This window comes from Luteimonas deserti, from assembly GCF_013425765.1.
Lineage (GTDB): Bacteria > Pseudomonadota > Gammaproteobacteria > Xanthomonadales > Xanthomonadaceae > Luteimonas > Luteimonas deserti.
In genome coordinates, this window is record NZ_JACCJZ010000001.1 from 46,923 (window position 1) to 73,507 (window position 26,585).

The following is a 26,585-nucleotide window of genomic DNA, read 5'->3' on the forward strand; positions in this document are numbered from 1 at the left end:
TATTCAGTCGACTTGCGGTGTGCAGCGCTCGGGTACGCGCCGATTCGTTCTGGCGTCGAGCTGCAGTACGTCGTCCAGCGCGATGACGTCGATGTCGGAGGCTCCCTGCTGCGTGACGCCCACCTGCGTCCAGTGCAGGTCCCGCCCGACACGGGTCGCGCGTATCCGCATGATCGTCTCGCTCCGGCCACTGGTGACCTCCAGCATTGCGACCTCACCATCCACGATGCCCGCGATCGCGCCCTCATCGACCTGACGCAGGTTGACGAGCGCGCCGCTGAAATCACCGCAGACCCGATGCCCCTGCTGCACCAACGTCACCGCAAAGCCTCCGCAGTCGAGCGCAGGCCTGCTCTGATCGCACCACTGCACGCTCCATGAGCCGCTGAACCGGGCTTGCGCATTCAGGGTGTCGATGTGCCCCGTGGAGGGGCGCGCTGCGCACCCTGTGGCAGCGGTGGTCATCAGACAGACGACACCCCATTGAATGGCTCGGCGCATTCCCTGACTCCTCCATCGCGGCTCGCCCGGGATCCATTACGCCCACGCAGCCCCCGCAGTTAGCAGCGGAATAGGCCGCGACGCAAGCTCAGAGAAATGACCAAGGAGCGCTTCGTCCTGCCGCGCGATGCGCCGAGGTCCGCCATCGCTGCAGCAGCCACCCGATACACTGGCGCCCTCGCTCCACTGGACCCGCCATGCGCTCCGTACTCGCTGCCGCCGCCCTGATGCTCGCCACCACGCCTGCCCTCGCCGCCACGCCGCCCGTCTCCGGCGGGCTCACGCTCGAAGCCATCACCGGCGATGCGCCGCTGTCGGGGCCGACGCTGATGAAGCCGCAGGTCGCGCCGGATGGCTCGCGCGTGACCTTCCTGCGCGGCAAGGACGAGAACCGGAACCAGCTGGACCTGTGGGAATACGACATCGCCAGCGGGCAGACGCGGATGCTGGTCGATTCGAAAGTCATGCTGCCCGGCGAGGAGACGCTCAGCGACGCCGAGAAGGCGCGCCGCGAGCGCCAGCGCATCGCCGGCCAGTCGGGCATCGTCGATTACCAGTGGGCGCCGGATGCGCGCACGTTGCTGTTTCCGCTCGGCGGCGAGCTGTATCTCTACGACCTGTCGAAGTCCGGTGCCGATGCGGTGCGCCAGCTCACCGACGGCGGCGGCTTCGCCACCGATCCCAAGGTCTCGCCGCGCGGTGGCTTCGTCAGTTTCGTGCGCGCGCGCGATCTGTGGGTGATCGATCTGGCGACCGGTGCCGAGCGCCGGCTGACCACCGACGGCAGCGATGTGATCGGCAACGGCGTCGCCGAGTTCGTCGCCGACGAGGAGATGAACCGCCACACCGGCTACTGGTGGGCGCCTGACGACAGCGGCATCGCCTACGCGCGTATCGACGAGTCGCCGGTGCCGGTGCAGAAGCGCTACGAGGTCTATCCCGACCGCACCGAAGTGGTCGAGCAGCGGTATCCGGCCGCCGGCGACGATAACGTGCGCATCACCCTGCACGTCGTCGCCCCGCACGGCGGTGCGGTCAAGGACGTGGATCTCGGCAGCAACCCCGACATCTATCTCGCCCGCGTGCAGTGGCGTGATGCGCAGCGCCTGACCTTCCAGCGCCAGTCACGTGACCAGCAGCGACTGGACCTGATCGAGACCACGCTCACCACCGGCGCGCAGCGCACGCTGGTCACCGAGCGCAGCCGCACCTGGGTGCCGCTGCACGACAGCCTGCGCTTCCTCGACGACGGGCGGTTCGTGTGGTCGTCCGAGCGCGACGGCTTCCAGCATCTGTATCTCGCGTCCGAAGACGGACGCCGCATGACCCAGCTCACGCAGGGCGACTGGCCGGTCGACGAACTGCTGGCGGTCGACGAAGCCGCGGGCCGCGTCTACTTCCGCGCCGGCATGGTGCTCGAAGGCGGTCAGGCGCGGCCGCGCGCGACCGAATCGCGGATCTACAGCGTCGGCCTCGACGGCAGGCGCGCCTATACCGCGCTGTCGACCGACCCCGGCATGCACGGCGCCAGCTTCGCGCGCAATGCCTCGGTGTTCGTGGCCACCTGGTCGAACACCACCACGCCGCCGCAGATCGCCCTGCACCGCGCCGACGGCACGCGGATCGCGACCCTGGTCGAGAACGATCTCGGTGCGGCCGATCATCCCTATGCACCGTTCCTGGCGGCGCACCGGCCGACCGAGTTCGGCACGCTGACGGCCGCCGACGGCCGTACGCCGCTGCACTACTCGCTGATCAAGCCGGCGGATTTCGACGCGACGAAGCCGCATCCGGTCGTCGTGTTCGTCTACGGTGGCCCGGCCGCGCAGACGGTGCTGAACACCTGGCCCGGCCGCGCCGACGCAAGCTTCCACCAGTACCTCGCGCAGCAGGGCTACGTGGTGTTCTCGCTCGACAATCGCGGCACGCCGCGTCGTGGCCGCGATTTCGTCGGCGCGCTGTACCAGCGCCAGGGCACGGTCGAGGTCGAGGACCAGCTGCGCGGCGTCGAGTGGCTGAAGTCGCAGCCGTGGGTCGACGGTGAGCGCATCGCGGTCAACGGCTGGTCGAACGGCGGCTACATGACGCTGATGCTGCTGGCGAAGGCGCCGGATGCCTACGCCTGCGGTATCGCCGGCGCGCCCGTCGCCGACTGGGCGCTCTACGACACGCATTACACCGAGCGCTACATGAACCTGCCGAAGGCCAATGTCGACGGCTACCGCGAGGCGAGCGTGTTCACCCACGCCGACAACATCATGCCGAACGCGCTGTTGCTGATCCACGGCATGGCCGACGACAACGTGCTGTTCACCAATGCCACGCAGTTGATGAGCCAGTTGCAGCAGGCCGGCACGCCGTTCGAACTGATGACCTATCCCGGCGCCAAGCACGGCCTGCGCGGCCGTGACGCACTGCACCGCTATCGCACCAGCGAGGCGTTCCTCGCGCGCTGCCTGGCGCTCTGATTCCGTCCGGCGTGGTGCGTCGCCGGGGCGGCGCATGGAACCGCCCCCGGACGCTCAGGCGAGCCTCGCCAGCATCCGGCGGTGCCCGATCATCCGCGCCCACCGCGTGCCGACATCGATCCAGCACACGTAGGCCGCTTCGCGGGCGATGTGCAGCAACGTGCCGGGCTGCCACGACAGTGCGGGCTCGGCTGCGCAGAGTTCCGACTCCAGACCCATATGGCGCGCCAGCAATGCGCAGCGCGCCAGGTGATAACGACTGCTGAGCAGGGTCACGACCGGGGCCGCGGCCGGCTCCGCGGCCTCGGCCAGCAGCAGCCGGGCATTGCGCAGATTCTGAAGCGTGTCGCGCGACCGGTCTTCCAGCAGCAGGGGCGCATCGGCGGCGACGCCGAGTGCGAACAGGCCGCGCTGTGCCAGCATCGCCTCGGTCGGGCTGCCGACCGGACCGCCGCCCAGCAGCAGCATGCGCCGGGCCGGCTGCAGTGCCCACAATGCCGCCGCCCGTGACACACGGGCCTGAAAATCCGGGTCGAGCCGACCTTCGGGCGCATGTTTGCCGAACACCAGCAGGCAATCGCCTCGATCCGCTGCGCAAGGCGCCGTCCGCGCGACCCGCCAGACGTGCACCACATAGCCCACGTACACCAGGCCCAGGCTCAGCACGCAGGCACTGCCGGCCACGGCCAGCGCGTGCAGCGCGTCGCCGTCGACCAGCAGTCGCAGACGGCGCAGGAGTCGGGATCGGGCCATTGCGCAGGGCTCCGGCGCGCCGGGGGGCGGCCGTCGGGGCCCGATTCTAGCCTCACGTGCGCTGGCTATACTCGTCGGCCGATTTCATGGATTTTCCGCGTGTCCCGAACGCAGTCGCCACCGCCGATGCCGGCCGTCGCCATCCGTGCCTTCTCCGCGACCACCGCGCTCGGCCGGGGCACGGACGCCCAGTACGCCGGCCTGCAGGCGCGACGCAGCGGCCTGCGCCGCAACGATTTCGGTGCAACGCCCTTGCCTACGTGGATCGGCCGCGTCGAAGGGGTGGAGGACGCGCCGCTGCCCGAGGCGCTGGCCCGCTGGGAATGCCGCAACAACCGCCTGGCCTGGCTCGCGCTGCAGCAGGACGGTCTGCCCGAGGTGCTCGCCACCATGGTCGCGCGCCACGGCGCCGAGCGCGTCGCACTGGTCGTCGGAACGTCCACATCGAGCATCGGTGCCAGCGAGGAAGGCTACGCCCGCGCGGAGCAGGACGACGCCGGTGCCCGGCGCTTCCCCGACGACCTCGCCCGCCCGATCGTGCACACGCCGCATTCGCTGGGCGATTTCCTCCAGAACGCCACCGGTCTGCGCGGCCCCTGCATCACGGTGGCCACGGCATGCTCGTCGAGCGCCAAGGTGTTCGCCCAGGCCGCGCGCATGTTCGAGGCCGGCGTGGTGGATGCGGCGCTCGTCGGCGGCGTGGACACCCTGTGCGGCAGCGTGCTCTTCGGCTTCAACGCGCTCGGCCTCGTCTCGCGCAACCCCTGCCTGCCCTTCGATGCGAACCGGGACGGCCTGTCGCTGGGCGAAGCCGGCGGCTTCGCGGTGCTCGAACGTGCCGGCGCAGCCGACACCGGGCTGCAACTGTGTGGTTACGGCGAGTCGAGCGACGCGCACCACATGTCCGCCCCGCATCCCGAAGGCCTGGGCGCCTCGCTGTCGATGCGCGATGCACTCGCACGCGCAGGCATCGAGGCTTCGGAGGTCGGCTATCTGAACCTGCACGGCACCTCGACGCCGGCCAACGACATGGTGGAAGCTCGCGCGGTCGACAGCCTGTTTCCTCCCACGTTGCACGCCAGCTCCACCAAAGGCTGGACCGGGCACACGCTGGGCGCGGCGGGCATCGTCGAATCGGTGTTCGCGCTGCTCGCCCTCGAGCACGGGCTGCTGCCTGGCATCCTGCACAGCGCGGCGCCGGACCCGGCCTGCGGCCCGCAGATCCGCTTCGACAATGTGGAACGGCCGATCCGCTACGCGATGAACAATTCCTTCGGGTTCGGCGGCAACAACTGTTCTCTGGTGTTCGGCCGGACGGTGACCGCGTGAGCGCGCTCACCGCCACCATCGCCGGAGTGGGCTTCTGGGCCGAGGGTCTGCCGGACTGGTCCGCGGCCGCCGCATTCGCGCGCGGCGGCGAACGCCCCGAATCGGCGCCGGCCCGGCCATCGCCGCAGTTGCTGGCGCCCAACGAGCGTCGGCGCGCGCCGGGTTCGGTGGCGGTGGCGCTGGAGGTGGCCATGGCCGCGTGCCGCGACGCCGGGTTCGATCCGGCCGCGTTGCCCTCGATATTCGCCTCCACCCATGGCGACCTGGCGATCACCGACTACATGTGCGAAACCCTCGCCACCGATGCCACCGCGGTCTCGCCCACCAAGTTCCACAACTCGGTGCACAACGCGGCCGCCGGCTACTGGACCATCGGCGCGGGCTGCACCGAGGCGGCGACCGCGATCAGCGCCTTCGATGCGACCTTCGCGCAGGGACTGCTCGAGGCCCTGTTGCAGCTCGCGGCCGGTCATCCGGCCGTGCTGCTGGTCGCCTACGACACTGCAGCGGCCGGGCTGCTCGGCACCGTGACCCGGAGCGAGGGCCTGCTCGGCGCGGCCCTCGTGCTCGCGCGTGACGGCGCGGGCCCGCGCCTGCATGCGCGGCTCGCCGACGGCGATGCCGTACCCGGCGACGGACCGCTGGCGCGGCACGCGCCGGCCAATGCCATGGCGCAGATGCTGCCGCTGTTCGATGCGCTGGCGAGCGGCGCCACCCGCGCCTCCCTGCGCGCCGGCCCGCAGCGCCAGTTGGTCGTGGACATCGCGCCGTGAGCACGCCCACCCTGCATCGCGGGAATGTCGCCGTCGTGATTCCGGCCCTGAACGAGGCCCTGCGCATCGATGAAGTGGTCAGCGAAGCGCTGGAGCACTGCGACCACGTCATCGTCGTGGACGACGGGTCCGACGACGGCACCGCCGGAATCGTCGCCGCCCAGCCGGTGACCCTTGTCCGCCACGGCCAGCGCCGGGGCAAGGGCGCCGCGCTGCGCAGCGGGTTCGCCGAGGCACGCAAGTGCGGCCTGCAGGCGGTGGTCACGATGGACGGGGACGGCCAGCACCGCGCCAGCGACATACCGCGCCTGCTGGACGCGGCCAATCGCCATCCCGGGTGCATCGTCAACGGTGCGCGGCTGAAGAAGCGCAGCACCCAGCCCTGGTACCGGCGCATCGGCAACGACTTCGGCGACTGGGGCATCGGCTGGGCCTGCGGCTTCCGCCTCGTGGACAGCCAGAGCGGCCAACGCCTGTACCCGGCGCAGGTGCTGGCCCTGGAAAACGTTCACGGCGAGGGCTTCGTCTACGAGGCGCAGATCCTGATCTCGGCGGCGCGCGAACTCGGCTGCGGCGTCGTGTCGGTCCCGGTGGAGACCCGCTACCGCTGCGCCGGATCCGACGAACAGTTCCGCCAGAGCCACTTCCGCCTGTTCCATGATCTGCGACGCATCACCTCGCACGTCGGCGCGCAGATCATCGGACGCGGCGAAGTCATCGCCCGCTACCGCCAGGCGCGCGCCCGTGCGCCAGTGATCGACGACCCCGATGCATTGGCCGGAATGCCGGCCGACCCGGCGCAGATGCAGGAGACAGGATGATGCGTGACATGCCGACCGACCCCGCCGCCACTGGCGATTACCGGACCGACGTTGCCATTCTCGGCGGCGGCCTCGCCGGCCTGACGCTGGCCCTGCAAATGCGCCAGCAGCAACCGCAGCTCCAGGTCACGGTGATCGAACGACGCGCGCATCCGGTGCGCGAGGCCGCGCACAAGGTGGGCGAATCCAGCGTCGAGATCGGCGCGCATTACTTCGCCGAGGTGCTCGGCCTGCGCGAGCATCTGGATGCCGAGCAGATCCGCAAGTTCGGATTCCGGTTCTTCTTCTCCGACCGCAGCGCCGAGGTCGATCGGTGCACCGAGCTCGGCGTCAGCCAGCTGATGCCCACACCCTCCTGGCAGATCGACCGCGGTCGTTTCGAGAACCACCTGGGCGAGCGTGCCCGCGCCCTGGGCGTGCGCTTCGACGACGGCGCCGTGGTGCGCGGCATCGATCTCGCCGACGGCGATGCCGACCATCTCGTCCGCGTCGAGCACGACGGCGCGACACACGCGGTGCACTGCCGCTGGGTGGTGGATGCCAGCGGACGCGCCGGCCTGCTCAAGCGCAAGCTCAATCTTGCGATGGACAACGATCACGCCGCCAACGCGGTCTGGTGGCGCGTGGACGGCTTCGTCGATCCGAATGCCTGGTCGAACGACACGCAGTGGCTGCAGCGCTGCGATCCGCCGGATCGCTGGCGCTCCACCAACCACATGTGCGGGCCGGGCTACTGGTTCTGGCTGATCCCGCTGTCGTCGGGCGCGCATTCGCTGGGCATCGTCTGCGATGCGGCCCTGCATCCGCTGGACACGATGAACACCCACGAGAAGGCGATGGACTGGCTGCGTCGGCATCAGCCGCAGGTGGCCGCGACGCTGGAACGCAGCGAGCATGCGCTGCAGGACTTCATGTTCCTGCGCAACTTCTCCTACGGCTGCAAACAGGTCTTCTCGCGCGACCGCTGGGCGCTCACCGGCGAGGCGGGCGTGTTCCTCGACCCGTTCTATTCGCCCGGCAGCGATTTCATCGCCATCAGCAACACCTACATCTGCGACCTGATCGCCCGCGAACGGGCCGGTCGTGACATCAGCCACCACGCCGACCTGTACCAGCAGCTGTACCTCTCGTTCTACGAGAACACGCTCACCCTCTACCAGGACCAGTACCCGCTGTTCGGCGACGCCCAGGTGATGCCGGTCAAGGTGATCTGGGACTACACGTACTACTGGGCCCTGCTGGCGCCCCTATTCTGTGCCGGGCGCATGACCGATCTCGATACGCTCGGCCGCCTGCGGCCGGCGTTCAACGAGGCGCGCGCACTGAATCTCGCGATCCAGCCGCTGCTGCGTGCCTGGGGCCTGTGCAACGCGGAAGGCCCTGCGCCCGAAAGCCGCCTGCTGGACCAGTTCCAGATCGGCTGGTTCCGCGACATGAACGGCGCGCTCAACACCCCCCTGGACACGGCGGCGTTCGTCGACCGGATCAACGCCAACGTCGCACGCATGCGTTGGCTGGCCAGCGAGGTCCTGCAGCGTGCCCGCGCCATGCATCCGCACATCGACGACCACGGACTCGACGCGCTGCTCGCAGGCGAAGTCACCCCGGCCTCGTTGCCACCGGTCTGGTATGCCGACGCTGCCTGACCGCGCGCTCAGTCGGGAGTAAGACGCAGCAGACGGCCGTTCTCTTCGTCGGTCAGCACGTAGATGGCGCCGTCGGGGCCGACCCGCACGTCGCGGATGCGTTCGCCGAGGTCCTCGAGCAGGACCTCCTGCGCACCCGGTTGGCCACCGGCCATCGGGATCCGGCGCAGGCTCTTCTCGGCCAGTGCCGCCACCAGCAGGTTGCCCCGCCACCCGGGAAACGCGTCGCCTTCGTACAGCGCCAGCCCGGCCGGTGCGATCGACGGCGTCCAGTGCAGGACGGGCTGCTCCATGCCGGTCATCCGCGTGAACGGCGTGATCAGCGCACGGCTGTAGTCGCGCCCGAAGCTCACCAGCGGCCAGCCGTAATTGGTCCCCGGCGTGATGATGTTGAGTTCGTCGCCCCCGCGCGGCCCGTGCTCGTGCGCGAAGATGCGCTCGCGGCCCGCGTCGTAGACCAGGCCCTGGATATGCCGGTGGCCGTAGCTGTAGATCTCGGGCAGCGCGCCGGCACGGCCGACGAAGGGGTTGTCCGCCGGGATTCGGCCGTCGGTGTGGATGCGCACGATCGTGCCCATGTGACTGTCGAGCTTCTGCGACTCCTCACGGAAGAAGAAGCCGTCTCCCAGACCCATCAGTAGGGTGCCGTCAGGCAGCAGCAGAAGCCGTCCGCCGGCATGCGCGTCGCCCGATTTCGACGGCCGCGTGGTGAAGATCGGCTGCACGTCGGTGAGCCGCTGGCCGTCGAAGCGTGCACGCACGATGCGCGTGTGATTGGCATTGCGGTCGCCATGGACATACGACAGGAACAGCACCCCACTGCGGGCGAAATCCGGAGCGGGGAGCACCTCGAACAGGCCGGACTGCCCCGACGCGAACACGTCCGGCACGCCTTCGACGGGTGTATCGCGCAGCACCCCGTTCTCGACCACGCGCAGGCGGCCCGGTCGCTCGGTCACGAGCATGACACCGTCCCCGAGGAATGCGAGCGACCATGGATGCTCCAGTCCGTCCACCACGGTCTCCACGCGGTATTCGGCCTGCGCAGGCAACATGACCAGCAGCAGCATGCCGAGCAGGCATGCACCCATCGCTCGCATCATCACCCTCTCTCCATTGCGCGTATGCGCCAATCGGACGTCGAGTCGACCACGAAACGGGAGAACAACGAGTGAAAGCAGCCATGTTCCGGGGCTACGTTCCCGCGTTTCTCCTCGCCCTGGTGCTCAGCATCGTCTGGGGCTCGATCGTGCAGAGCCAATACAACCTCGCGGCGCTCGCATCGATCGGTGCCGATGTCGGCTCGGTCCGCCTGCAGGTCACGCTGCGCGACATCTTCAGTGGTTTCTTCCCGACGTACGGCGGATACATCGTGTTGCCCGCGCTCGCGGTCGCCTTCATCGCGGTCGCGCTGCTCGAGCCGAGGCTTCCGCACGCGGCGCGCATCCCCCTGTACGCGATTGCCGGTGGACTCGCGATCCTGCTCGCAATCCCGCTGGTCAACGCCCTCTCACCGGTCGCGCTGCTGGTCGGGGCGACGCGCGAATGGAGCTGCGCGGTATGGATGGCGGCCGGAGGCGTGGTGTCCAGCGTGCTGTACGCACTGCTCGCACCTGTCCGCGTCCGGCACGTGTCGGCGCCAGCCGTGCTCGTGCATACGCCGGACCGGCCCGGCTAGACATTCCAGTCGACGCGGGCCGACACCGAGACGCGCTCGACAACGGACATCGGGATCCCGGACGCGACGCCTCACACCGGCACGCGTGGCGACGCAGTTGAGGACGGCGGGTAGCAAGCGCGCGCCTGCGGATGGGGCGTATCTCGCCAGGCGGGTCCATCGAGCGACTTCGCGTCATCGCACGGCGCTCGTCCCTCCGCGCGAAGCCACGTCCCGATGCGCGTGCCGCAGGGTCGGCGAACCAGACTCGCGGCCCATACCAGCCGCCGCGGGCGGGAGCTCGGTTGCCTGGAGCGTCATCGCGACAGATGCGTCCAGGATCGCCTCACGTCCCGATCGAACACCGCGTCCGCCGTCTGCGCAAGATTCGCTACAGCGCGCTTGCTCGACGCGACAACGGCGTCAAGCGAGATTGGCACCTATGCCCGACGCCGCGACGCGGCGCTGACAGCTTGCACACACACATCCGGTTCGACATGGCCTAGCGGTGTCCCGGCGATCGACGGGCCGCGTGCGATGGCTGAACGGACGGGCGCACGCCGATCGATTCACGGCGCGCGCACCTCAGCGTGCGGCGCACGTCGCACGCGCGCCGGCCTGACATCGCGTCATGCCTAGGTGCAGCGTGTTGCCAAGGTCCGCCGCATCGCGGCGAGCCTGCCCATCCAGGTCGCCCCGCGGCCCGTCCGGTGCCCGACGACACGGGACAGCGCGCGCGTCAGCGCGTCCCGGGGAGCGGCTCTTCGGCGGCGGCCGGAGGCGGGTTCGCGACCCAGATCGCGATGCCGCTGGCGTACTTCTGCTGCGGGCTGATGTTCACGCCGACACCGGCCGAGGAGAACGAACGTCCGCCGCCCCGACCGACGCCGCCGCCCACGCTCACCCCGCCGCCGCTGCGTTCCGCATCCGCGGTGCCCTGGAACAGCACTCCGTTCGCGCCGAGGCTCGCAGCCTCGCGACGCAATTTGTCCAGCACGGAATTGACCTTGTTCTGCTCGCCATAGGTCAGCGCGCCACTGCTGGTGTTGAGGATGGCGATCTCCTCGTACTGACCCGGTGGCGGGCCGTGATAGATCCGCACCTGTGCGGGATCGATCGGTGCACGCGGGGTGCCGGTCAACACGTGGGAGCTGGCACAACCGGCCGTCATCACGACGGCCAGCAGGATCGGAAGAAGACGGTAGGCGCGCATGGCGATGTCCTCGAAAGACGGATGCCCGGACGGGCATGCGGCCGATCATCGCGCCGGGGACCTGAAGCCGGTGTGGACGACGCATCGCCCCCCGGCCGATCCTGCATGGCTGCCAGGCCGGTGGGGACTCGGCCGTGCCGCCCGATCCCGCCTCGCCCACCTGAGGACGCCGCTACCGGCCGATGTGCCCGACGTTCGAGATCAAACGGGACAGCCGCTGGCCCGGTCGCCGCCCTGCCCTGCTGGACGCCGTTGAAGACCGAGGACCGCACCAGGTCCTCCGGACAGGGCGCCGCGCATGCCCAGGGCCCGGGCGGGCCCCGGTGCACCGGTGACGCTCCGGACCGTATCGACGATCCCGACCTTCAGTACGCGAGCGTGCTTGTCGGGCAGCGACACCGGCCTTGGCGGCCCTCGCAGCTCCCGCGGCGGGTCCGTGCTGGCGCGGCCGCGATGTCGCAATGCGCGGACAGCCGGATGTCGATGCCTTGCGGTCGAGCATCGGCACACGCGACTACACCGCAGGCGCGGCGGCTCGCAGCGCAGATCGGCGCCTGCACGACGCGGCGCCCGCGGGCACCGCGTGGGGGGCGTCAGCCCATCCCGCCGTTGATGCCGATGACCTGGCCATTGATGTAGCCGGCAGCGTCGGAGCACAGGAAACCCACCAGCGCCGCGACCTCGTCCGGCGTGCCGGCACGCTGGGCGGGCACGATCTGCCGGATCACCTCCTCCGGAAACGCCGCGTCCGCCATGCTGCCGGCGATGACCCCGGGCGCGACCACGTTCACGGCGATTCCGCGGCTCGCCATCTCGCGTGCGAGCGATTTCGATGCGCCATGCAGGCCCGCCTTCGCGGCCGCGTAGTTCGTCTGACCACGATTGCCGGTGACCGCGGCCACCGAAGACACGCTGACGATGCGGCCCCAGCGCTTGCGCGCCATCGGCAGCAACAGCGGCTGCGTGACGTGGAAGAAGCCGTGCAACGAGACATCGACCACCCGCTTCCACTGCGCGTCGGTCATGCCCGCCATCGGCGCGTCGTCGTGGATGCCGGCGTTGTTGACGATCACCTGGATGGGCCCGTCGCCCAGCAGACCCTCCAGCGCATGACGCGTGGTCTCGCCGTCGGCGACATCAAAGGCCACCGCCTCGGCGCTGCCGCCGGCGGCAACGATCTCGGACACCACCGATTGGGCGCGCGCGAGATTGCCGTTGGCATGGACGATCACGTGCAGGCCGTCTGCGGCCAGGCGGCGGCAGATCGCGCCACCGATGTCTCCACTGCCACCGGTCACGAGGGCGCGCCGCATCGTGGTATTCGTCGCTGATGTCGTCATGCGCCGATTGTAACGGCCGGCCCCAGCGCAGCGGCGTCGGCCGGGCCGCGCGGGCGCAGCACGCGCCGCTGAGCAGCGCGCGACGAACGGCTAGTCCGGTTCGCGCGCAGGCCCCAGCATCACCGCCGCGCGACCTTCGGCGAGCAGCACGCCGGCGCACGCGATGCGGAACGCGTACTGCTGGCTGTCGCCGGCTTCGACCAGAACCTCGGCCGTGCATTCGAGATCCGCCGCGAGATCATCGATGCGCGCGACATGGAGCTGGACGCCGCGCAACGCGACCAGCATGCCCGGACGCACCGCTGCGCCGCTGCCGCGTGCGCGCAGCCCGCCGTGCACCGCCATGGCCTGGGCACCGTATTCGCACAGATGCAGTGCGCGCAGATGCCCGTCGCTGCGCAGCGGATTGTGCGGATCGCGGTGGCTGGCGCTGCGCAGGCCGATCCGGGCCTCGTCCCATGCCGTGACCGCGTCCCACAGGCACATCGCGCCCTGGTGCGGGATCATCGCCAGGATCGCGTCACGGTCGACCACGCTCATGCCAGCGGCTCCGCTTCGGCGCGCGCCGCTTCGATCGCCGCCCGATGGCGGGCGACCAGCAGCGACAGCACGAAGTTGCACACCACGCCCAGGGCCACCGTGCTGCCGATCGCACGCAGCACCGGGATCGACGACAGCGCGAGCAGGCTGAACACCAGCAGCGTCATCAGGCTGCACACCAGGACCGCGTGCAGCGTCCGGATCTGGTCGGCGCGATCGTCCCCGGCGTGTTCGAAGAACAGCGCGTAGTCGAGCCCGAGGCCCGCCGCGAGGATCAGTGCGACCAGATGGAACAGCGTGAGCTCGACCCCGGCCAGGCGCAGCACGGCGACGATCACCAGCAAGGTCAGCAGGGTCGGCAGCAGCACGCGCCAGACACGACGCGGCTTGCGCAGCGCGATCCACACCGTGGCCACCAGCAGCAGCAGCGCGACCGACATCGCGGCCAGCACCCGGCCGCGGTATTCGATGACCAGCGATTCGGATGCATCCTTCATGTCGAGCAGGCGCAGCGAGACGTCCGCGCCCGACGCCGCGGACGCGACCGTCGCCAGATCAGCCGGATTATCGAGCCCGCTGAGCGAGACCAGGGCCGTCGCGCGCTCCGGATGCACCAGCAGCAGCCCCGACACCGCGCTCGCCAGCGGCGAGCCCTGCAGGTCGCGCACGGTCAGCAGCGGAGCCGTGCGCGCGCGCTCGACGTCGGCCACGAAGGGGTCGAAGGCGTCGGCGCGGAACGGCGAGTCGGCGAGCACCGACGCGAGCATCGCGCGCAAGGCCGGTGCATCGGGCAGCGCCGACTGGCGCGCACGTTGCACGTCGGCGGACGGCAGATAGCGCGCCGCCATGTCGTAGCCGTCGAGACGACCGTCGGCCACGCGCGCGTCGAGGGCGGGGCGCAGCGCCGCCGTGGCGGCGAGCACCGCATCGGCGTCGATGCCCTGCGCGGCGAGGACATAGCGCACGTCGGGCGCACCCAGTTCCGCGCGCAATTCGGTGTCGAGGGCCATCGCCTCGGGGTCGACCGGCGTGAGCTTGGACAGATCGTTCTGCCAGGTCGGTCCCGGCGCGAAGACGATCGAAGCGAGGCTCGCCAACGCGAGCACCGCCAGCGACCACTTCGGCCGCGGCAGCGCCTCGATCCGGTGCCACAGACGCTGCAGGCGCGGCGAATCGGCGATGTCCGGCGGCGCCGGATCGACCAGACCGGGCAGCAGATACCGGGTGACCAGCGCGGCCACCGCGAGCGCGGCGACGGTGAAAACCGCCAGTTGGCGCAGGCCGTCGACACCGGAGAACAGGAACGTCGCGTAGGCGATGCAGGTGGCGATCACGCCGGTCGACAGCGCCGGCCACAGCCCGCGCACGTTCTTCCACGGCGACAGGCCGGCACGCTGGTGACTGAAGAAGTGGATCGGGTAGTCCTGCACGACGCCGATCAGGGTGAAGCCGAACGCGATGGTGATGCCGTGCACACCCGCGGGAAACAGCAGCGCGACCGCGCCCAGGCCGGCGATGCCGGCGCTGGCCAGCGGCAGTGCGCCGAGCAGCGGCATCTTCCAGCTGCGGTAGGCCAGCAGCAGGAGAAGCACCAGACCGATCGTGTCCGCCATGCCGATGCGCTGGGCCTCGCGCTGGGTGCGGCCACCGATGTCGACCGAGAACGCGCCCGGTCCGGTCATCTGCAGCGCCGCCGGGCTGTCGCCGCGGACCGTGTCGAAGCGGGCGCGGATGGTCTCCACCGCGTCGAGCTGGCCGGTCGGATCGAAGCCGGCCGCGTGCGTCTCCACCAGCAGCAGCGCGCGCGCACCGGCGCGGTCGAACCACACATCGAAGATCGGCTCGGGCGCGGCGGCCGGTGCCCAGGCCTCGGCCAGCACGAGGGTCTCGAGCGTCGGGTCGGAGGGCAACAGGGGCTCGACCAGGCCCGCGGCCGGAGAGCCGAGATCCTGCAGTCGCGCATCGAAGGCATCACGCAGGGCGTCGGCGTCGAGCGGCGTGTCGTCGAAGCTCGTCGTCAAGAGATAGCGGTAGGGCAGCAGGTCGGCGGGAAACGCCGACAGGTCACCGGCGGCGCCGTTGGCGACGAGGCTGAAGCGCGGATCCGGCGCCAGCGCCGCCTGCAACGCCTGCGACTGGGCGGCCAGCACCTCGGGCGCGTCACCCGACAGTGCCAGCAGCAGCAGACGCGAGCCCGGACCTTCGCCCAGTTCGTCGATCAGCAGGCGTTGTTCGGGCGTGCGCGCATCGGGCAGGAAACGGCGCAGGTCGCCACTGAACTCCAGCCGCGCCGCGACCAGCCAACCTGCCAGCAGCAGCACGGCCAGCCACGCGAGCGCCAGTGCCAGGCGCAGGTCCGGGCGGCGCAGCAGGAGGTCGCGGATCAACGCGCCGCGTCGCGACACTGCTGCAGCGCCTGGTCCAGCGACGCCAGCTCGCCCGCACCGGCGGCCGCGCTGCCGAGCAAGGTGGGCTGCGGCTCGCCCTGCGCCGGACGCGTCTCGATGCAGCGCAGCTCGTCGTCCCGACCGCGCAGCACCACCGCGGCGATCCGTCCTGCGGTGCGTACGTCACGCGGGGTCAGGGTCAGGGTCCAGTCCGCCGGCACGCCGTCGGCCTCGATCGCGTAGTGCGTCTCGAGCAGGGTTCGGTCGCCGGCGAGCAGCGCGCCGAAGCTGGCCTGCAGCGCCGCCAGCTCCGGCACCCGCGACAGCGACGCGGTCCGCGGCGTCCGGCCTGCGCGCGCGACCACCGCGTCCCCGCCGCGGATCGTGGTCGTCTCCGCATACGGCACCCGCACCTCGCGCACCAGGGTCGCGGCGTCGGGACGGCGGTACTCCCCGGCCACCACCAGCGGACGGCGCAGGGTGGCCGACAGGCGCAGCTCGACGAACGGCGTCGCCTGCGGCGGCGGCCGGGTCATGCGCTGCAGGATCCAGTCGGCATCCACCTGGCGACCGCGACTGGCCACCGGCGGCACCCGGTCGCGCGACTGGTCCGCGCGCACCGGCGCCGGGCGCGCCTGGGATTCACTGGCCTGCGGTGCGGCCGAGGCCGGCCACGTCAGCAGCATCGCCAGCAGCAGGTAGACGCGCGGCGTCGGGCGGCAGGGCATCGTCGCGTTTCCAGAAGTCATAGAAGTTGAACCAGTTGTAGGGGGCATTGCGCACGTGATGTTCGAGGCGCTCCGCATAACGCCGGATAAGTGCGCTGACACCGGCCTCGCGCTCGCGCCGGGCCAGATTGACGCCTTCGCTGAACGGCTCGAACACCAGGTCGTAGCGACGGCCCCCACGGTACAGGCCGAACGCCAGCATCACCGGCACCTTGAGCACGGCGGCGAGCAGCCAGGGGGCGACCGGGAACTCCGCCGGCGCGCCCAGGAAGGGCACGGCTTGGGTCGGCCCGCCTTCCTGGGCCCTGTCCACCAGCAGCGCGACCATCGCGCCCTCGTCCAGGGCCGCACCGATCGCCAGGGCCACCGACGGGCCGTCCTGGCTCGCGTCGATCACGGTGGAGGCGATGTCCGCGTTCAACGTGTCCAGCAGCTCGGTCATCGCCTTGCCGTGGGCGCGGTCGAGCACCACCCGGATCTTGAACTCCGGCCGCTGCCGCGACAGCACGCGCAGCACCTCGAAGCTGCCCAGGTGCGATCCGAACAGCAGCACACCGCGTCCCGCATCGAGATGCCGGTGCAGGGTGTCGAGCCCGCTGGTATGGACGTCGAAGCGACGGGTGTTCTCGCTGAGCAGGAACAACCGGTCGAGGATGGTCGCCGCGAAGGTGTGGATGTGCCGTGCGACTTCGCCCAGCGTGGCCGGGCGGCCGAACACGCGGGACAGATACCCCCGCGAGTCGCGCCGCTCGGCGCCGCGCCGGAGCAGGAAGTAGCCGGTCACCGGCAGCAGCAGCAGGCGTGCCGGCGCGCGGCCGCAGCGCGCGGCGAATCCGCGGAACGCGGCCAGCGCTAGACGTCCGCCGCCTTCGCGACGCGCTTTCCAGTGCGCGCTCATCGCGGCGCGTCGGCGGCGACGAGTTCGCCGCTCGCCAGCAGGATGCCGGCACGCTCGACGCGGAAGCGCCAGCGCCGGCCTTCGGTCGCTGTGGCCGGCTCGAATGCGATCTCGGCCTCCTCGTCCGGCAGCAGCGGCTGCACGAACTTCGTCTGCGGCAGGCGCAGCGCTCCCAGGGGCCCGTGCTCGGCCTCGATCGCCGCGACGACCCGGTCGAGGATCACCACCCCGGGCACCAGCGGGTGGCCGGGGAAATGCCCGGGCAGGCAGGGATGGGTACCCGGCACCCGCAGTGCGGCGCGGCTCATGGACGCGGGTGACGGCCCAGCATCGCGGCCACGGCGTCGTGGGCCTCGCGCGCCAGGGCCTGCCGGCCGGCAGCGCCGGAGCGCCCGGCGGACGCGATGGGCGCGCCGATCGTGGCGCGCATCGGACCGCGGCGCACGCGGAAGAACCCCTGCACCGGCAGGACCGCACCGGTGCCGTGCAGGGCCACCGGCAAGACGTCGACGCCGGCGTCGATCGCGGCCTGGAACGACCCCGACTTGAACTCGCCCAGCCGCCCGTCGCGCGAACGCGTTCCTTCGGGAAACAGGCACAGGGCCTTGCCGTCGCCGAGCACCTCGGCGACCTGGCGCCGCAACTGCGGTCCCGCGCGCCGATCGTCGCGGCTGATGAACAGCATGCCGGTGGCGCAGGCGTACCCGGCGACAAAGGGCACCCGACGCATCTCCTGCTTGAGCAGGAACCGCAGCGGTACCGGCACGGCCATGAACAGCACGCAGATGTCGAGCAGCGACTCGTGATTGGCGACGACCAGATAGGGGCGCGACCAGTCGACCGCCTCTCCCCCCTCGACCGTCAGACCGCCGGCGGGCCCGACCAGCCCGGGCGCCCAGCGCGTACGGGCCATGTCCAGCGCCAGATCCCGGCGCCCGCCCAGTGCCTGGAGCAGCAGCGACACGCTGATCCAGCCCGCGGTCCACAGCAGGGTGAAGGCGAACTCGAATGCGTTGAGGACGCGCCGCGACAGCTCGGTGAGCGCGGGTGCGAGCGCCGGGGCGCGGGTCTGTCGGTATTCCATGAGGCGCATAGGATACTGTGTGCCGCACGTGACGAACCGCGCCACGCACGCGGTCAGCGCAGCAGGTCGCGCCAGAAGACCGGGCCGAGTCCGGCCAGTTTGCGCACGAAGCCTGCGAAGCTCGCATAGCGCCCCGGGAAGCGGCGCTTGCGGACCGCGAACTCGACCAGGAAAAACCCGCCGATCACGCCGTAATTGAGCAGGTTGGCGCACCAGGACCACTGCTCCCAGGTGATGGGCCAGGGCGAGGCCAGCCCCACGCTTTCCAGCAGGCCCGCCGGGCTGGCCAGCATGGCCAGCAGCAGGTTCGCAGCCGCCATGCCCAGCAGGGCGAGCGCCCAGGCCAGGGTCAGCGTGCGTGTGTAGCGCAGCAGTTCGGGCGCGACCGTCTCCACCGAGCCGCCTTCGATGCCGACCATGATCCGGGTGATCAGTGGCTGGCTGCCCGGTCGCAGCGTCCGTGCGAACACCCAGGCGATGGCCAGCACGAAGACCACCGGCACCAGCAGCAGCGGCAGCGCCGCATGCCCCGCGCGGTACAGGGCCCAGGCGCCGGCGGCGGCCAGCGGCAGTGCGACCCAGGCCCAGGCCCGGCGGGCGAGCAGCGGCTCGACCAGCACCATGGCGATCAACACACCGAGCGCCGCCAACGCGCAGGCGTCGCTCTGCCACAGGCTCGCCAGATGGGCCAGGGCCGCGTAGGCCAGGGCCAGCAGCAGCTGCAGCAGCAGGATCAAGTGGTCTTGTGCTCCTCGACATGGGCCGACAGCGCCCGCAGCGAGGCGAAGATCCGGCGGTTGTCGTCGTTGTCGGAGCGCAGCTGGAAGCCGTAACGCTTGCTGATCGCCAGGGCGAGCTCGAGGGCGTCGATCGAATCGAGGCCCAGACCGGCGTTGAACAGCGGCGCCTCGGGATCGATGTCGCCCGGCTGGACGTCTTCCAGGTTCAGGCTTTCGACCAGCAGTTCGGCGAGCGCGCGCTCGGCATCGGTTTGGGCGGACATTGCGGACTTCCGTGGACGTGACAGGGGTGCAACCTTCCGGCATCGGCTCCGCCCGCGCAAGCGCGCCACGCGCGGTGGGCCGCCCGGGGCTTCCGCTATGATGCGCGCCTGCACGCCACCGCCCCCTCCGGATGACCCCCGCTCCGACCGCTCCCGACCCCGCCACCGCGCCCTGCGAGACGTCCATCCGCGATGTGGACGTGGTGGTCATCGGCGGCGGACCGGCGGGGAGCACCGCGGCCACCCTGCTGGCCCGTGCCGGTCGGTCGGTGGTGCTGCTGGAGAAGGACGCGCACCCCCGGTTCCACATCGGTGAATCGCTGCTGCCGATGAACATGCCGATCCTCGACGAGCTGGGCGTGCTCGACCAGGTGCGTGCGATCGGTGTGCACAAGGCCGGCGCGGATTTCCCGGTGCCCGGCGTCGCGGGCGGCAGCCATGTGTTCCGCTTCACCCGCCAGCTCGACCCGCGCCACGATTTCGCCGTGCACGTGCGCCGCGACCAGTTCGACGCGCTGCTGTTCGACCATGCGGCCGCGTCCGGGGTGCAGACGCACACCCGCACGCGGGTGACCGGCGTGCACTTCGCGGCCGACGGGCGGCCGGCGCGCGTCGACGCCGTCGCGGCCGACGGCACGTCGCTGGCACTGCGTCCGCGCTACGTGGTCGATGCGAGCGGGCGCGATACGTTTCTCTCCAGCCGGCTCAAGCTCAAGCGGCGCAATCCGGCGCACCAGTCCGCGGCGCTGTTCAGCCACTTCCGCGGCGTCGCGCGCCACCCCGGCGAAGATGCCGGCAACATCACCATCGCCCGCTTCGACCAGGGCTGGTTCTGGCTGATTCCGTTGCCGGACGACGTGATGAGCGTCGGCGCGGTGTGTTCTCCCGACTACCTCAAGCAGCGCAGCGCCGGAGGCGGCCGCATCGACAACGAAGCGCTGCTGATGCGTACCCTGCAGGCGAATCCGGCGGTGTGGGCGCGCATGCAGGGGGCCGAGCGCGTCGCGCCGGTGCATGCCACAGGCAACTACGCTTACGGCTCGCGGCGCATGGCCGGCCCCGGCTGGGTGCTGGTGGGCGATGCCTACGCGTTCGTCGATCCCATCTTCTCCTCGGGCGTGTACCTGGCGATGGACGGCGCCCGCGAGGCCGCGGCGCTGGTGCATGCCGCCCTGGACGCGCCGGCCCGGGAGACCGCGCTGCAGCGCGCGATGCAGGCGCGGCTCGAACGCGGCCTGCGCCACTTCACCTGGTTCATCTACCGCTTCAACACGCCGGTGATGCGGCGCCTGTTCGCGGCGCCGCGCAACGACCTGCAGATCGAACAGGCGGTGATCTCGATGCTGGCGGGCGACGTGTTCGACAATGCCGCCGTGCGCTGGCGGCTGTACATGTTCAGGCTGATCTATGCGATCAACGCGATCGCGATCGCGCCACAGGCGCTCCGCGGCTGGCGCGCCAGGCGTCGGCAGGCGCGCGCGGGCTTTCGCGGCGACACCCTGCACGAGGGCAATCCGTGAGCCGCCCCGCGCCGCTCCCGCCGGAGTCGCCGCCGCGGCTGCGTGTCGAGTACGTCCTCGACCGGACGCCGCAGTCCGTGCTCGCACGGCCCGACGTGCTGGCCGTGTTCGGCTTCGGCCGGGATGCGCCGCAGGTCGACGATCCGCGCTTCCTGCGCGTGCCGCTGCAGCCCCATGGCGCGGCACCGCTCGAGGTCTGGCATGCGCAGGCGCCGGTCGAGCACGGTCGCGACGGCGACGTCGCCTGGGCGCGCGACGGCCAGCTGCTGTTCGGCGCGATCGAAGTGGACGAACCAGCCGGCCATACCGGTGCCGGTGACCACAGCGGCATCCTGCTCGCCGCCGAGCATGCCTACCGCATGCTCACGCGCTTCATCGAAGCGGGCGATTACCCGCATCTGCTGCGGATCTGGAACTATCTCGACGCCATCACCCAGGGTGACGGCGATACCGAACGCTATCGCCAGTTCTGCGTCGGCCGTGCCCGTGGACTGGGCGCGTTCGACCCGACCAGCCTGCCTGCGGCGACGGCGATCGGCCGCTGCGACGACGCGCGCCGGATCCAGGTGTACTGGCTCGCGGCGCGCATGCCCGGCACTCCGGTGGAGAACCCGCGCCAGGTCAGCGCCTACCGCTATCCACGCCAGTACGGTCCCCAGGCGCCGAGCTTCGCCCGCGCGATGCTGCCGCCCGCGGGGGCGCCGATGCCGCTGATGCTTTCCGGCACCGCCAGCGTCGTCGGCCACGCCTCGATCCACGAGGGCGAACTGCTCGCCCAGCTCGACGAGACCTTCACCAACTTCGATGCCCTGATCGACTCCGCGCGGCAGTCCCGGCCGGCGCTGCCGGCGGTCTTCGGGCCGGGCTCGCGACTGAAGATCTATGTGCGCGATGCCGAGGACCTGCCGGTCGTCGCCGACGCGCTCGATGCGCGCTTCGGTGCCACCGTGCCGCGCGTGCTCCTGCACGCGGCGATCTGCCGGCGCGAACTGGCGCTGGAGATCGACGGCGTGCACGACGCCGCCTGAGCCGCGACAGCCGGGCGCGGTCGCCCGCGGCGCGCTTACAGGCATCGGGAGAGGGCCGGCGCATCCGTCGAGCCGCTTCGCTGCGCATGGACACCGCGCGGTCGGCGGGAGCGCCGCGCGCCCGGCACCGGGCACTGCCGTGTCCGCCGACCCGACGCGCCTGCCGGCCATGCCGGACGCGCTGCGCGCAGCGCGGGACCGCGTGGGTCGCAAGCATCGGCCACAACGTATCGTTCTCGCCGGCACGTGCCTTGCCGCGCGTGCCAGACCGACCGGATCACGGCGAGGACGGCGCGCGAGGGCGCGCGTCCGCATCGCATGTGCGCGCTGGCGCGGTCGACCGCGAGCCGGGCGATGCGCCGGCGTAGAATCCTGTCCATGACCCGACTCGACACCCGCATGCGGCGGATGCGCCGCGACGATTTCTCGCGCCGGCTGATGCGCGAATCCACGCTCGGCGTCGACGATCTGATCTATCCGGTCTTCGTCCACGACCGTGAGGGCCGCGCGGACGTGCCCTCGATGCCGGGCGTGGCGCGCCTGTCGATCGACGAGCTGCTGCGCGTCGCCGACATCGCCAGCGAACTGCGCATTCCCGCGCTCGCGCTGTTCCCGGTCACCGCGCCCGAGGCGAAATCGCTCGACGCCGCGGCCGCCTGGGACGACGACGGCCTGTGCCAGCGCGCGATCCGCGCGCTGAAAGCGCGCTTCCCGCAGCTCGGCGTCATCACCGACGTCGCGCTCGATCCCTACACCACGCACGGCCAGGACGGTCTCGTCGACGACGCCGGCTACGTGCTCAACGACGTCACCGTCGAGGCGCTGGTGCGCCAGGCGCTGAGCCACGCGCGCGCCGGGGCCGACATCGTCGCGCCGAGCGACATGATGGACGGCCGCATCGGCGCGGTGCGCGCGGCGCTGGAGGCGGACGGCCACGTGCACGTACGCATCCTCGCCTATGCCGCCAAGTACGCCAGCGCGTTCTACGGCCCGTTCCGCGATGCGGTCGGCTCGGCGACGGCGCTCGGCAAGGCCGACAAGGCCACCTACCAGATGGACCCCGGCAACTCCGACGAGGCGATGCGCGAGATCGCACAGGACCTCGACGAAGGCGCCGACATGGTCATGGTCAAGCCGGGCATGCCCTATCTCGACATCGTGCGCCGGGCCAAGGACGAGTTCGGCGTGCCGGTGTTCGCCTACCAGGTCAGCGGCGAATACGCGATGCTCAAGGCTGCCGCCGCGAACGGCTGGCTGGACGAGCGCGCGTGTGCGCTCGAAGCCCTGCTCGGATTCAAGCGTGCCGGCGCCGATGGCGTGCTGAGCTATTTCGCGCTCGATGCGGCGCGCTGGTTGCGCGCTGGCTGACCATCGCGCGGGGCGCCCGACGTCCTGCGCGCTGCCCACGCCGGAGACAAAAAAACGCCCGGGCGAGCCCGGGCGTTCTCGTGCGGCCTGATCCGACTCAGTTGACCGTCAGCACCACCGGCGCGGCGGCCTTCGGCATCACCGGGTCGTTGCTGGCCACGCACAGGTAGCCCACACGACGCCCGGGTGTCAGACCGGCCGCACTGAGGCGTACGCGGAAGTCCTGGCCGGCGCCCGGCTGCACCGTGCCCGCGGCCGGTGTCGCCGCCCCGATCCAGGGGGCCCCGCACGGCACCAGACCGCGCACGGTCATGCCCAGGCCCGGGAAGGCGGTGTTGGCGGTCCACGCGCCACTGCCGTTGGCGGCCACGGTCAGCGAAGCGAAGCCGCCGGTGCCGGCATTGGAGCCGTACCACGCCCAGCGGTTGGCGAACGTGCCTCGGGTCGACACCACCAGCCAGTAGCGGCCGGGCGGCAGCGTCACGGTCTGTCCGGCCGCCGGCAGGTTCAGCGAGATCACCGCATTGGCGACATCGACACCCGGGGCCGTCGGCGCGGTCGTGTAACTCCAGACCGCGGCCGCGGCGGCCGAAGTCGGGTTGCCCGCGGGCAGGCCGTTCGCGTCGGGGTAGATCGCGAAGGTCAGGGCCGTGGCAGCGGTCGGCAAGGCGGTCCCGCTGACCACGAACCCCGGCGCGGACAGCGCGGTGAGCTGCAGCGGCTGTTCGACGACGAAGTCGTCCGCCGAATACTGGGCCAATGCGCCCGCCGCGGCAGGGTCGCTGTAGTGGGTGCCGCGGAAACCGCTGGTGACGCCGTCGCTGGAGCGCGCAACCGCGGTCAGGCCGCCGTTGCCCGTGTTGTCCACCGAATACAGCAACGGCGAGCCGCCGTCGTTGCCGACCGCGCCCACCGCCGTGCCACTGCGGCCGACAGCCAGGGCCAGCGAGATCGCATCGGGCAGGCGCACCACGGGCGCCTGCACGGCGACCGCCACCGGAAGCGTGAGCGGTGCACGCTGCACGCCGAGCACCGGCCCGCTGGACTCGAGCACCATCTCGCCGAAGGTCCAGCGGCCGTCGGCCGCGACGCCGCGGGTGTTGACGGTGATCCGAACGGACGCGGTGCCGCCGGCGGGCACCTTCAGCGTGGACGGCACCGCCGTCGCGTTGACCCCCGTGAAACGGATGCGCCAGCTCGATGCACTGCCGTGCGGGTTGCGGAAGGTGCGCACGAAACTGCAGCTGCTGTAGCAGTTGCGGTTGGCCAGGCTCGGCTGGTTCAGCGTGGCCGCGTCGCCGCCGGTTGCCGGGTTGGCCGCCTGGTAGTTCGCGGTGGTCTCGTGCATCACCAGACCGGCGTTGATCGCACGATCCACCTGGACCCGGCCGCTGCCCTTGTCGAAGGGCGTGCCCGGGGTCACCGAATCCTCCTTGAACACCTCGGTCTTGGCGGTCAGCGCCAGGGCCGACTTGATCTCCGGCACCGACCAGCCGGGACGCGCCTGGCGGATCAGGCCCGCGGCGCCCGCCTGGTGCGGCGATGCCATCGAGGTGCCGTTGTAGAGATCGATCGCGTTCTCGAAACCGGTGATCGTGGTCCCGGCGACGACGGCGAGAATGCTCACGCCGGGCGCGGTGATGTCGGGCTTGACCAGATTGAACGTGCCCGCCGGTCCGCGCGAGCTGAAAGCGCCCAGCGCATCGGCCGTGTTGGGCAGCACCAGCGGCGGGAACTGCACCCCGGCCGTGGCGGTGGCCGGATGCGCGCGACCGAAGTCACGCAGGGCCTCGCCTTCCGCCTGGGTGACGCCGAACGCCGGAATCGTGGTGCCGGGCACCGAGGGAATCAGGCCGGCCGGCGCATTGTTGGCGATCACCACGGCCACGGCACCCGCGTTGCGCGCGTTGTCGGTCTTGATGGTGAACGAACACGTGCCACGCCGGACCACCGCGATCGCACCTGCGAAGGTGTCCGCCGGATACGCCGCGCACCCGTCCTCGGCGCCGTCGAACCCGGCGCTGATGCGCAGCGGCGTGCTGCCGGGGATCGTCGCGTTGAACGCCACGCCTCCGGTGCCCTCGTTGACCAGCACTGGCGCGAGCGGCTCGGGCACGGGCGCCGGACCGGTCACGTTGAGCGCGAGCGCGAACGCACCGCGGCCATGCTGCGCGGCGGCGGTCGACGAGACCCACGGCTCAAGATGACCCATGGTGTTCGGACCCGGACCGCTGTTGCCGGCCGAGGCGGCGATGAAGATGCCGGCCTCGGTCGCGCCGAGGAAGGCCTGCGACACGGCTTCGGTCCACGGCTGCGCGCCGCCGCCGATGGAATAGTTGATGACGTCGACGATGCCGTCGGCCACGGCCTGGTTGACCGCCGCGACCGCCGAGACGTTCGGGCACAGGCCCTGTCCGGTGGCGATGTTGGTGTAGCAGATGTCGAAGGCGACGATGTTGCCGCGCGGCGCGACACCGGAGATCCGGCGCGGGTTGCCGCGGAACACCACGTCGCGGCGGTTGCCGGCCACGGTGGACGCGACATGGCTGCCGTGGCCGTTGGTGTCGCCGAAGCCCGGCTCCTCGCGGAAGCCCGGGTTGGCGCAGGTGTTGCCCGGCGCCTCGCAGACGAAGTCGTAGCCGCCGATCAGCTTGTCGTTGCAGCGCCCCGCATCGACGCCGCCGGGCGCGCACGAGCCGAGATAGGTGCCGCTGCCCAGCGGGTTGACGTGCTGGTAGCCGTCGACCGGATCGACCGCGGCGAAGGACGGTGCGCCGAAGTTGATACCCGAGTCGAGAATGCCGAACACCACGCCCTCACCCTGGAAGCGGCCCGTGGCACCCGGCCACTCCGCGTTCCACACCGCCTCGGCGCCGATCAGGCGCGGACCGGTATCGGTATCGAGCGCGTACTCGCGATAGGGCTCGACGAAGCGGACGTCGGCCATCTGCTCGACGCCTGCGGCTTCGGCCGGCGTGAGTTCCATCACCACGGCGTTGATCGCGTGCTGCATGCGCCGCTCCACCGCCAGCGGCCGGCCCACCCGCAGCGCGATCGCGCCTTCGAGATCGGCCTGGCGACGTTGCAGGTAGCCGACATAACCGCGTGCGCTGGCGCTCTTGACGTCGAGGCGGGGCTTGCCCCGCGCGTCGGTCCGGCGCGCCGGCGCCGCGAGTCCCGCGACATCGCCGCTGTAGGCGGTCAACGCAGGCTCTTCGAACACGACGATGACCCGCTCGGGCGCGTCGCGATCGACGGCGACGGCCGGAGTCGCGGCGCCGCCGCCCGTATTGACGGGCGCGGCGGCGGTCTGCGCCGGTGCGCCGCCCAGCGCCGCGGCGACGCCGGCACGGGCCGATTGCAGGACCGGCCCCACGACCGGCACGGAAGAAGGAAGCGTTGTCGCCGCCAGTGCGGCAACGGCGAGGCCGAGCAACGCGGACGCGGCGCCGACCCTACGAGTAGTGGACATGGAGAAACCCCGACGTGATGGATCGACCGGACTGCACATCGATTGGATCGGACATC

General features: G+C 71.0%; 23 protein-coding genes. 9 read left to right on the plus strand and 14 right to left on the minus strand.

The window, feature by feature from the left end; all coding sequences use genetic code 11:
• Positions 1-3 precede the first annotated feature (3 nt).
• The gene (locus H0E82_RS00165; protein WP_180542949.1) at positions 4-465 is read right to left on the minus strand and encodes a hypothetical protein; all 462 of its coding nucleotides are present in this window, start codon (positions 463-465) and stop codon (positions 4-6) included.
• A 233-nt stretch (positions 466-698) separates the two neighbouring features.
• Here H0E82_RS00165 and H0E82_RS00170 point away from each other — a divergent pair, with 233 nt between their 5' ends.
• The gene (locus tag H0E82_RS00170) at positions 699-2,969 is read left to right on the plus strand and encodes a S9 family peptidase (protein WP_180542950.1); all 2,271 of its coding nucleotides are present in this window, start codon (positions 699-701) and stop codon (positions 2,967-2,969) included.
• Between the two features lie 54 nt (positions 2,970-3,023).
• Here the strand turns inward: H0E82_RS00170 and H0E82_RS00175 are convergent, their stop codons facing one another.
• Positions 3,024-3,722, minus strand: a complete 699-nt coding sequence (locus tag H0E82_RS00175; RefSeq protein WP_180542951.1) for a YdcF family protein — start codon at positions 3,720-3,722, stop codon at positions 3,024-3,026.
• Positions 3,723-3,848: 126 nt separating this feature from the next.
• Here H0E82_RS00175 and H0E82_RS00180 point away from each other — a divergent pair, with 126 nt between their 5' ends.
• Genes H0E82_RS00180 through H0E82_RS00195 form a run of 4 tightly spaced genes read left to right on the plus strand, consistent with a single transcriptional unit; the run spans position 3,849 to position 8,291 of the window.
• On the plus strand, positions 3,849-5,051 hold the full coding sequence (locus H0E82_RS00180; RefSeq protein WP_180543010.1) for a beta-ketoacyl-[acyl-carrier-protein] synthase family protein: 1,203 nt from the start codon (positions 3,849-3,851) through the stop codon (positions 5,049-5,051).
• Positions 5,048-5,824, plus strand: a complete 777-nt coding sequence (locus tag H0E82_RS00185) for a beta-ketoacyl synthase chain length factor (protein ID WP_180542952.1) — start codon at positions 5,048-5,050, stop codon at positions 5,822-5,824. Before H0E82_RS00180 ends, H0E82_RS00185 begins: the two co-directional genes overlap by 4 nt.
• On the plus strand, positions 5,821-6,645 hold the full coding sequence (locus tag H0E82_RS00190) for a glycosyltransferase family 2 protein (RefSeq protein WP_180542953.1): 825 nt from the start codon (positions 5,821-5,823) through the stop codon (positions 6,643-6,645). The genes H0E82_RS00185 and H0E82_RS00190 overlap by 4 nt, the downstream gene beginning before the upstream one ends.
• Positions 6,646-6,653: 8 nt before the next feature.
• A complete protein-coding gene (locus H0E82_RS00195; protein WP_180543011.1) occupies positions 6,654-8,291 on the plus strand; it encodes an NAD(P)/FAD-dependent oxidoreductase in 1,638 nt (545 codons plus the stop codon).
• An 8-nt stretch (positions 8,292-8,299) separates the two neighbouring features.
• On the opposite strand, the gene H0E82_RS00200 is transcribed toward H0E82_RS00195, so the two are convergent.
• Positions 8,300-9,382, minus strand: coding sequence for a PQQ-dependent sugar dehydrogenase (locus H0E82_RS00200; RefSeq protein ID WP_219338334.1), 1,083 nt, complete (start codon positions 9,380-9,382; stop codon positions 8,300-8,302).
• Positions 9,383-9,474: 92 nt separating this feature from the next.
• Between H0E82_RS00200 and H0E82_RS00205 the strand changes: the two genes are divergently transcribed.
• Entirely contained in the window at positions 9,475-9,969 is a 495-nt protein-coding gene (locus H0E82_RS00205) for a hypothetical protein (RefSeq protein ID WP_180542955.1), read from the plus strand.
• 718 nt (positions 9,970-10,687) lie between these two features.
• Here H0E82_RS00205 and H0E82_RS00210 read toward each other — a convergent pair.
• The 10 genes from H0E82_RS00210 to H0E82_RS00255 form a co-directional block, all read right to left on the minus strand.
• Positions 10,688-11,161, minus strand: coding sequence for a hypothetical protein (locus H0E82_RS00210; protein WP_180542956.1), 474 nt, complete (start codon positions 11,159-11,161; stop codon positions 10,688-10,690).
• Positions 11,162-11,754: 593 nt separating this feature from the next.
• The gene (gene fabG, locus H0E82_RS00215) at positions 11,755-12,501 is read right to left on the minus strand and encodes a 3-oxoacyl-ACP reductase FabG (protein ID WP_180542957.1); all 747 of its coding nucleotides are present in this window, start codon (positions 12,499-12,501) and stop codon (positions 11,755-11,757) included.
• A gap of 90 nt (positions 12,502-12,591) precedes the next feature.
• Positions 12,592-13,035 carry a hotdog family protein gene (locus H0E82_RS00220; RefSeq protein ID WP_180543012.1) on the minus strand — a complete coding sequence of 148 codons (444 nt, stop codon included), beginning with the start codon at positions 13,033-13,035 and terminating at the stop codon, positions 12,592-12,594.
• Between the two features lie 2 nt (positions 13,036-13,037).
• Entirely contained in the window at positions 13,038-15,428 is a 2,391-nt protein-coding gene (locus H0E82_RS00225) for an MMPL family transporter (protein ID WP_235974102.1), read from the minus strand.
• Positions 15,425-16,156 carry a LolA-related protein gene (locus H0E82_RS00230; protein WP_235974104.1) on the minus strand — a complete coding sequence of 244 codons (732 nt, stop codon included), beginning with the start codon at positions 16,154-16,156 and terminating at the stop codon, positions 15,425-15,427. The genes H0E82_RS00225 and H0E82_RS00230 overlap by 4 nt, the downstream gene beginning before the upstream one ends.
• The gene (locus H0E82_RS00235) at positions 16,071-17,054 is read right to left on the minus strand and encodes a lysophospholipid acyltransferase family protein (protein ID WP_180542958.1); all 984 of its coding nucleotides are present in this window, start codon (positions 17,052-17,054) and stop codon (positions 16,071-16,073) included. Before H0E82_RS00235 ends, H0E82_RS00230 begins: the two co-directional genes overlap by 86 nt.
• On the minus strand, positions 17,051-17,362 hold the full coding sequence (locus tag H0E82_RS00240; RefSeq protein ID WP_180542959.1) for an ApeI family dehydratase: 312 nt from the start codon (positions 17,360-17,362) through the stop codon (positions 17,051-17,053). The genes H0E82_RS00235 and H0E82_RS00240 overlap by 4 nt, the downstream gene beginning before the upstream one ends.
• A complete protein-coding gene (locus H0E82_RS00245; RefSeq protein WP_425600298.1) occupies positions 17,359-18,138 on the minus strand; it encodes a lysophospholipid acyltransferase family protein in 780 nt (259 codons plus the stop codon). The genes H0E82_RS00240 and H0E82_RS00245 overlap by 4 nt, the downstream gene beginning before the upstream one ends.
• A gap of 53 nt (positions 18,139-18,191) precedes the next feature.
• Positions 18,192-18,875: a COG4648 family protein gene (locus tag H0E82_RS00250; protein ID WP_219338336.1), complete on the minus strand. Its 684-nt coding sequence runs from the start codon at positions 18,873-18,875 to the stop codon at positions 18,192-18,194.
• The gene (locus tag H0E82_RS00255; protein WP_180542961.1) at positions 18,872-19,141 is read right to left on the minus strand and encodes a phosphopantetheine-binding protein; all 270 of its coding nucleotides are present in this window, start codon (positions 19,139-19,141) and stop codon (positions 18,872-18,874) included. Before H0E82_RS00255 ends, H0E82_RS00250 begins: the two co-directional genes overlap by 4 nt.
• A gap of 131 nt (positions 19,142-19,272) precedes the next feature.
• On the opposite strand from H0E82_RS00255, the gene H0E82_RS00260 reads away from it, so the two are divergent.
• The 3 genes from H0E82_RS00260 to hemB all read left to right on the plus strand — a co-directional run bounded on the left by H0E82_RS00260 (position 19,273) and on the right by hemB (position 23,057).
• Positions 19,273-20,661, plus strand: coding sequence for an NAD(P)/FAD-dependent oxidoreductase (locus H0E82_RS00260; RefSeq protein ID WP_180542962.1), 1,389 nt, complete (start codon positions 19,273-19,275; stop codon positions 20,659-20,661).
• Positions 20,658-21,689 carry a chorismate transformation FkbO/Hyg5 family protein gene (locus tag H0E82_RS00265; protein WP_180542963.1) on the plus strand — a complete coding sequence of 344 codons (1,032 nt, stop codon included), beginning with the start codon at positions 20,658-20,660 and terminating at the stop codon, positions 21,687-21,689. The genes H0E82_RS00260 and H0E82_RS00265 overlap by 4 nt, the downstream gene beginning before the upstream one ends.
• A 378-nt stretch (positions 21,690-22,067) precedes the next feature.
• On the plus strand, positions 22,068-23,057 hold the full coding sequence (gene hemB, locus H0E82_RS00270; RefSeq protein WP_180542964.1) for a porphobilinogen synthase: 990 nt from the start codon (positions 22,068-22,070) through the stop codon (positions 23,055-23,057).
• A 97-nt stretch (positions 23,058-23,154) separates the two neighbouring features.
• Here the strand turns inward: hemB and H0E82_RS00275 are convergent, their stop codons facing one another.
• Positions 23,155-26,529: a S8 family serine peptidase gene (locus H0E82_RS00275; protein WP_180542965.1), complete on the minus strand. Its 3,375-nt coding sequence runs from the start codon at positions 26,527-26,529 to the stop codon at positions 23,155-23,157.
• Positions 26,530-26,585: the final 56 nt, after the last annotated feature.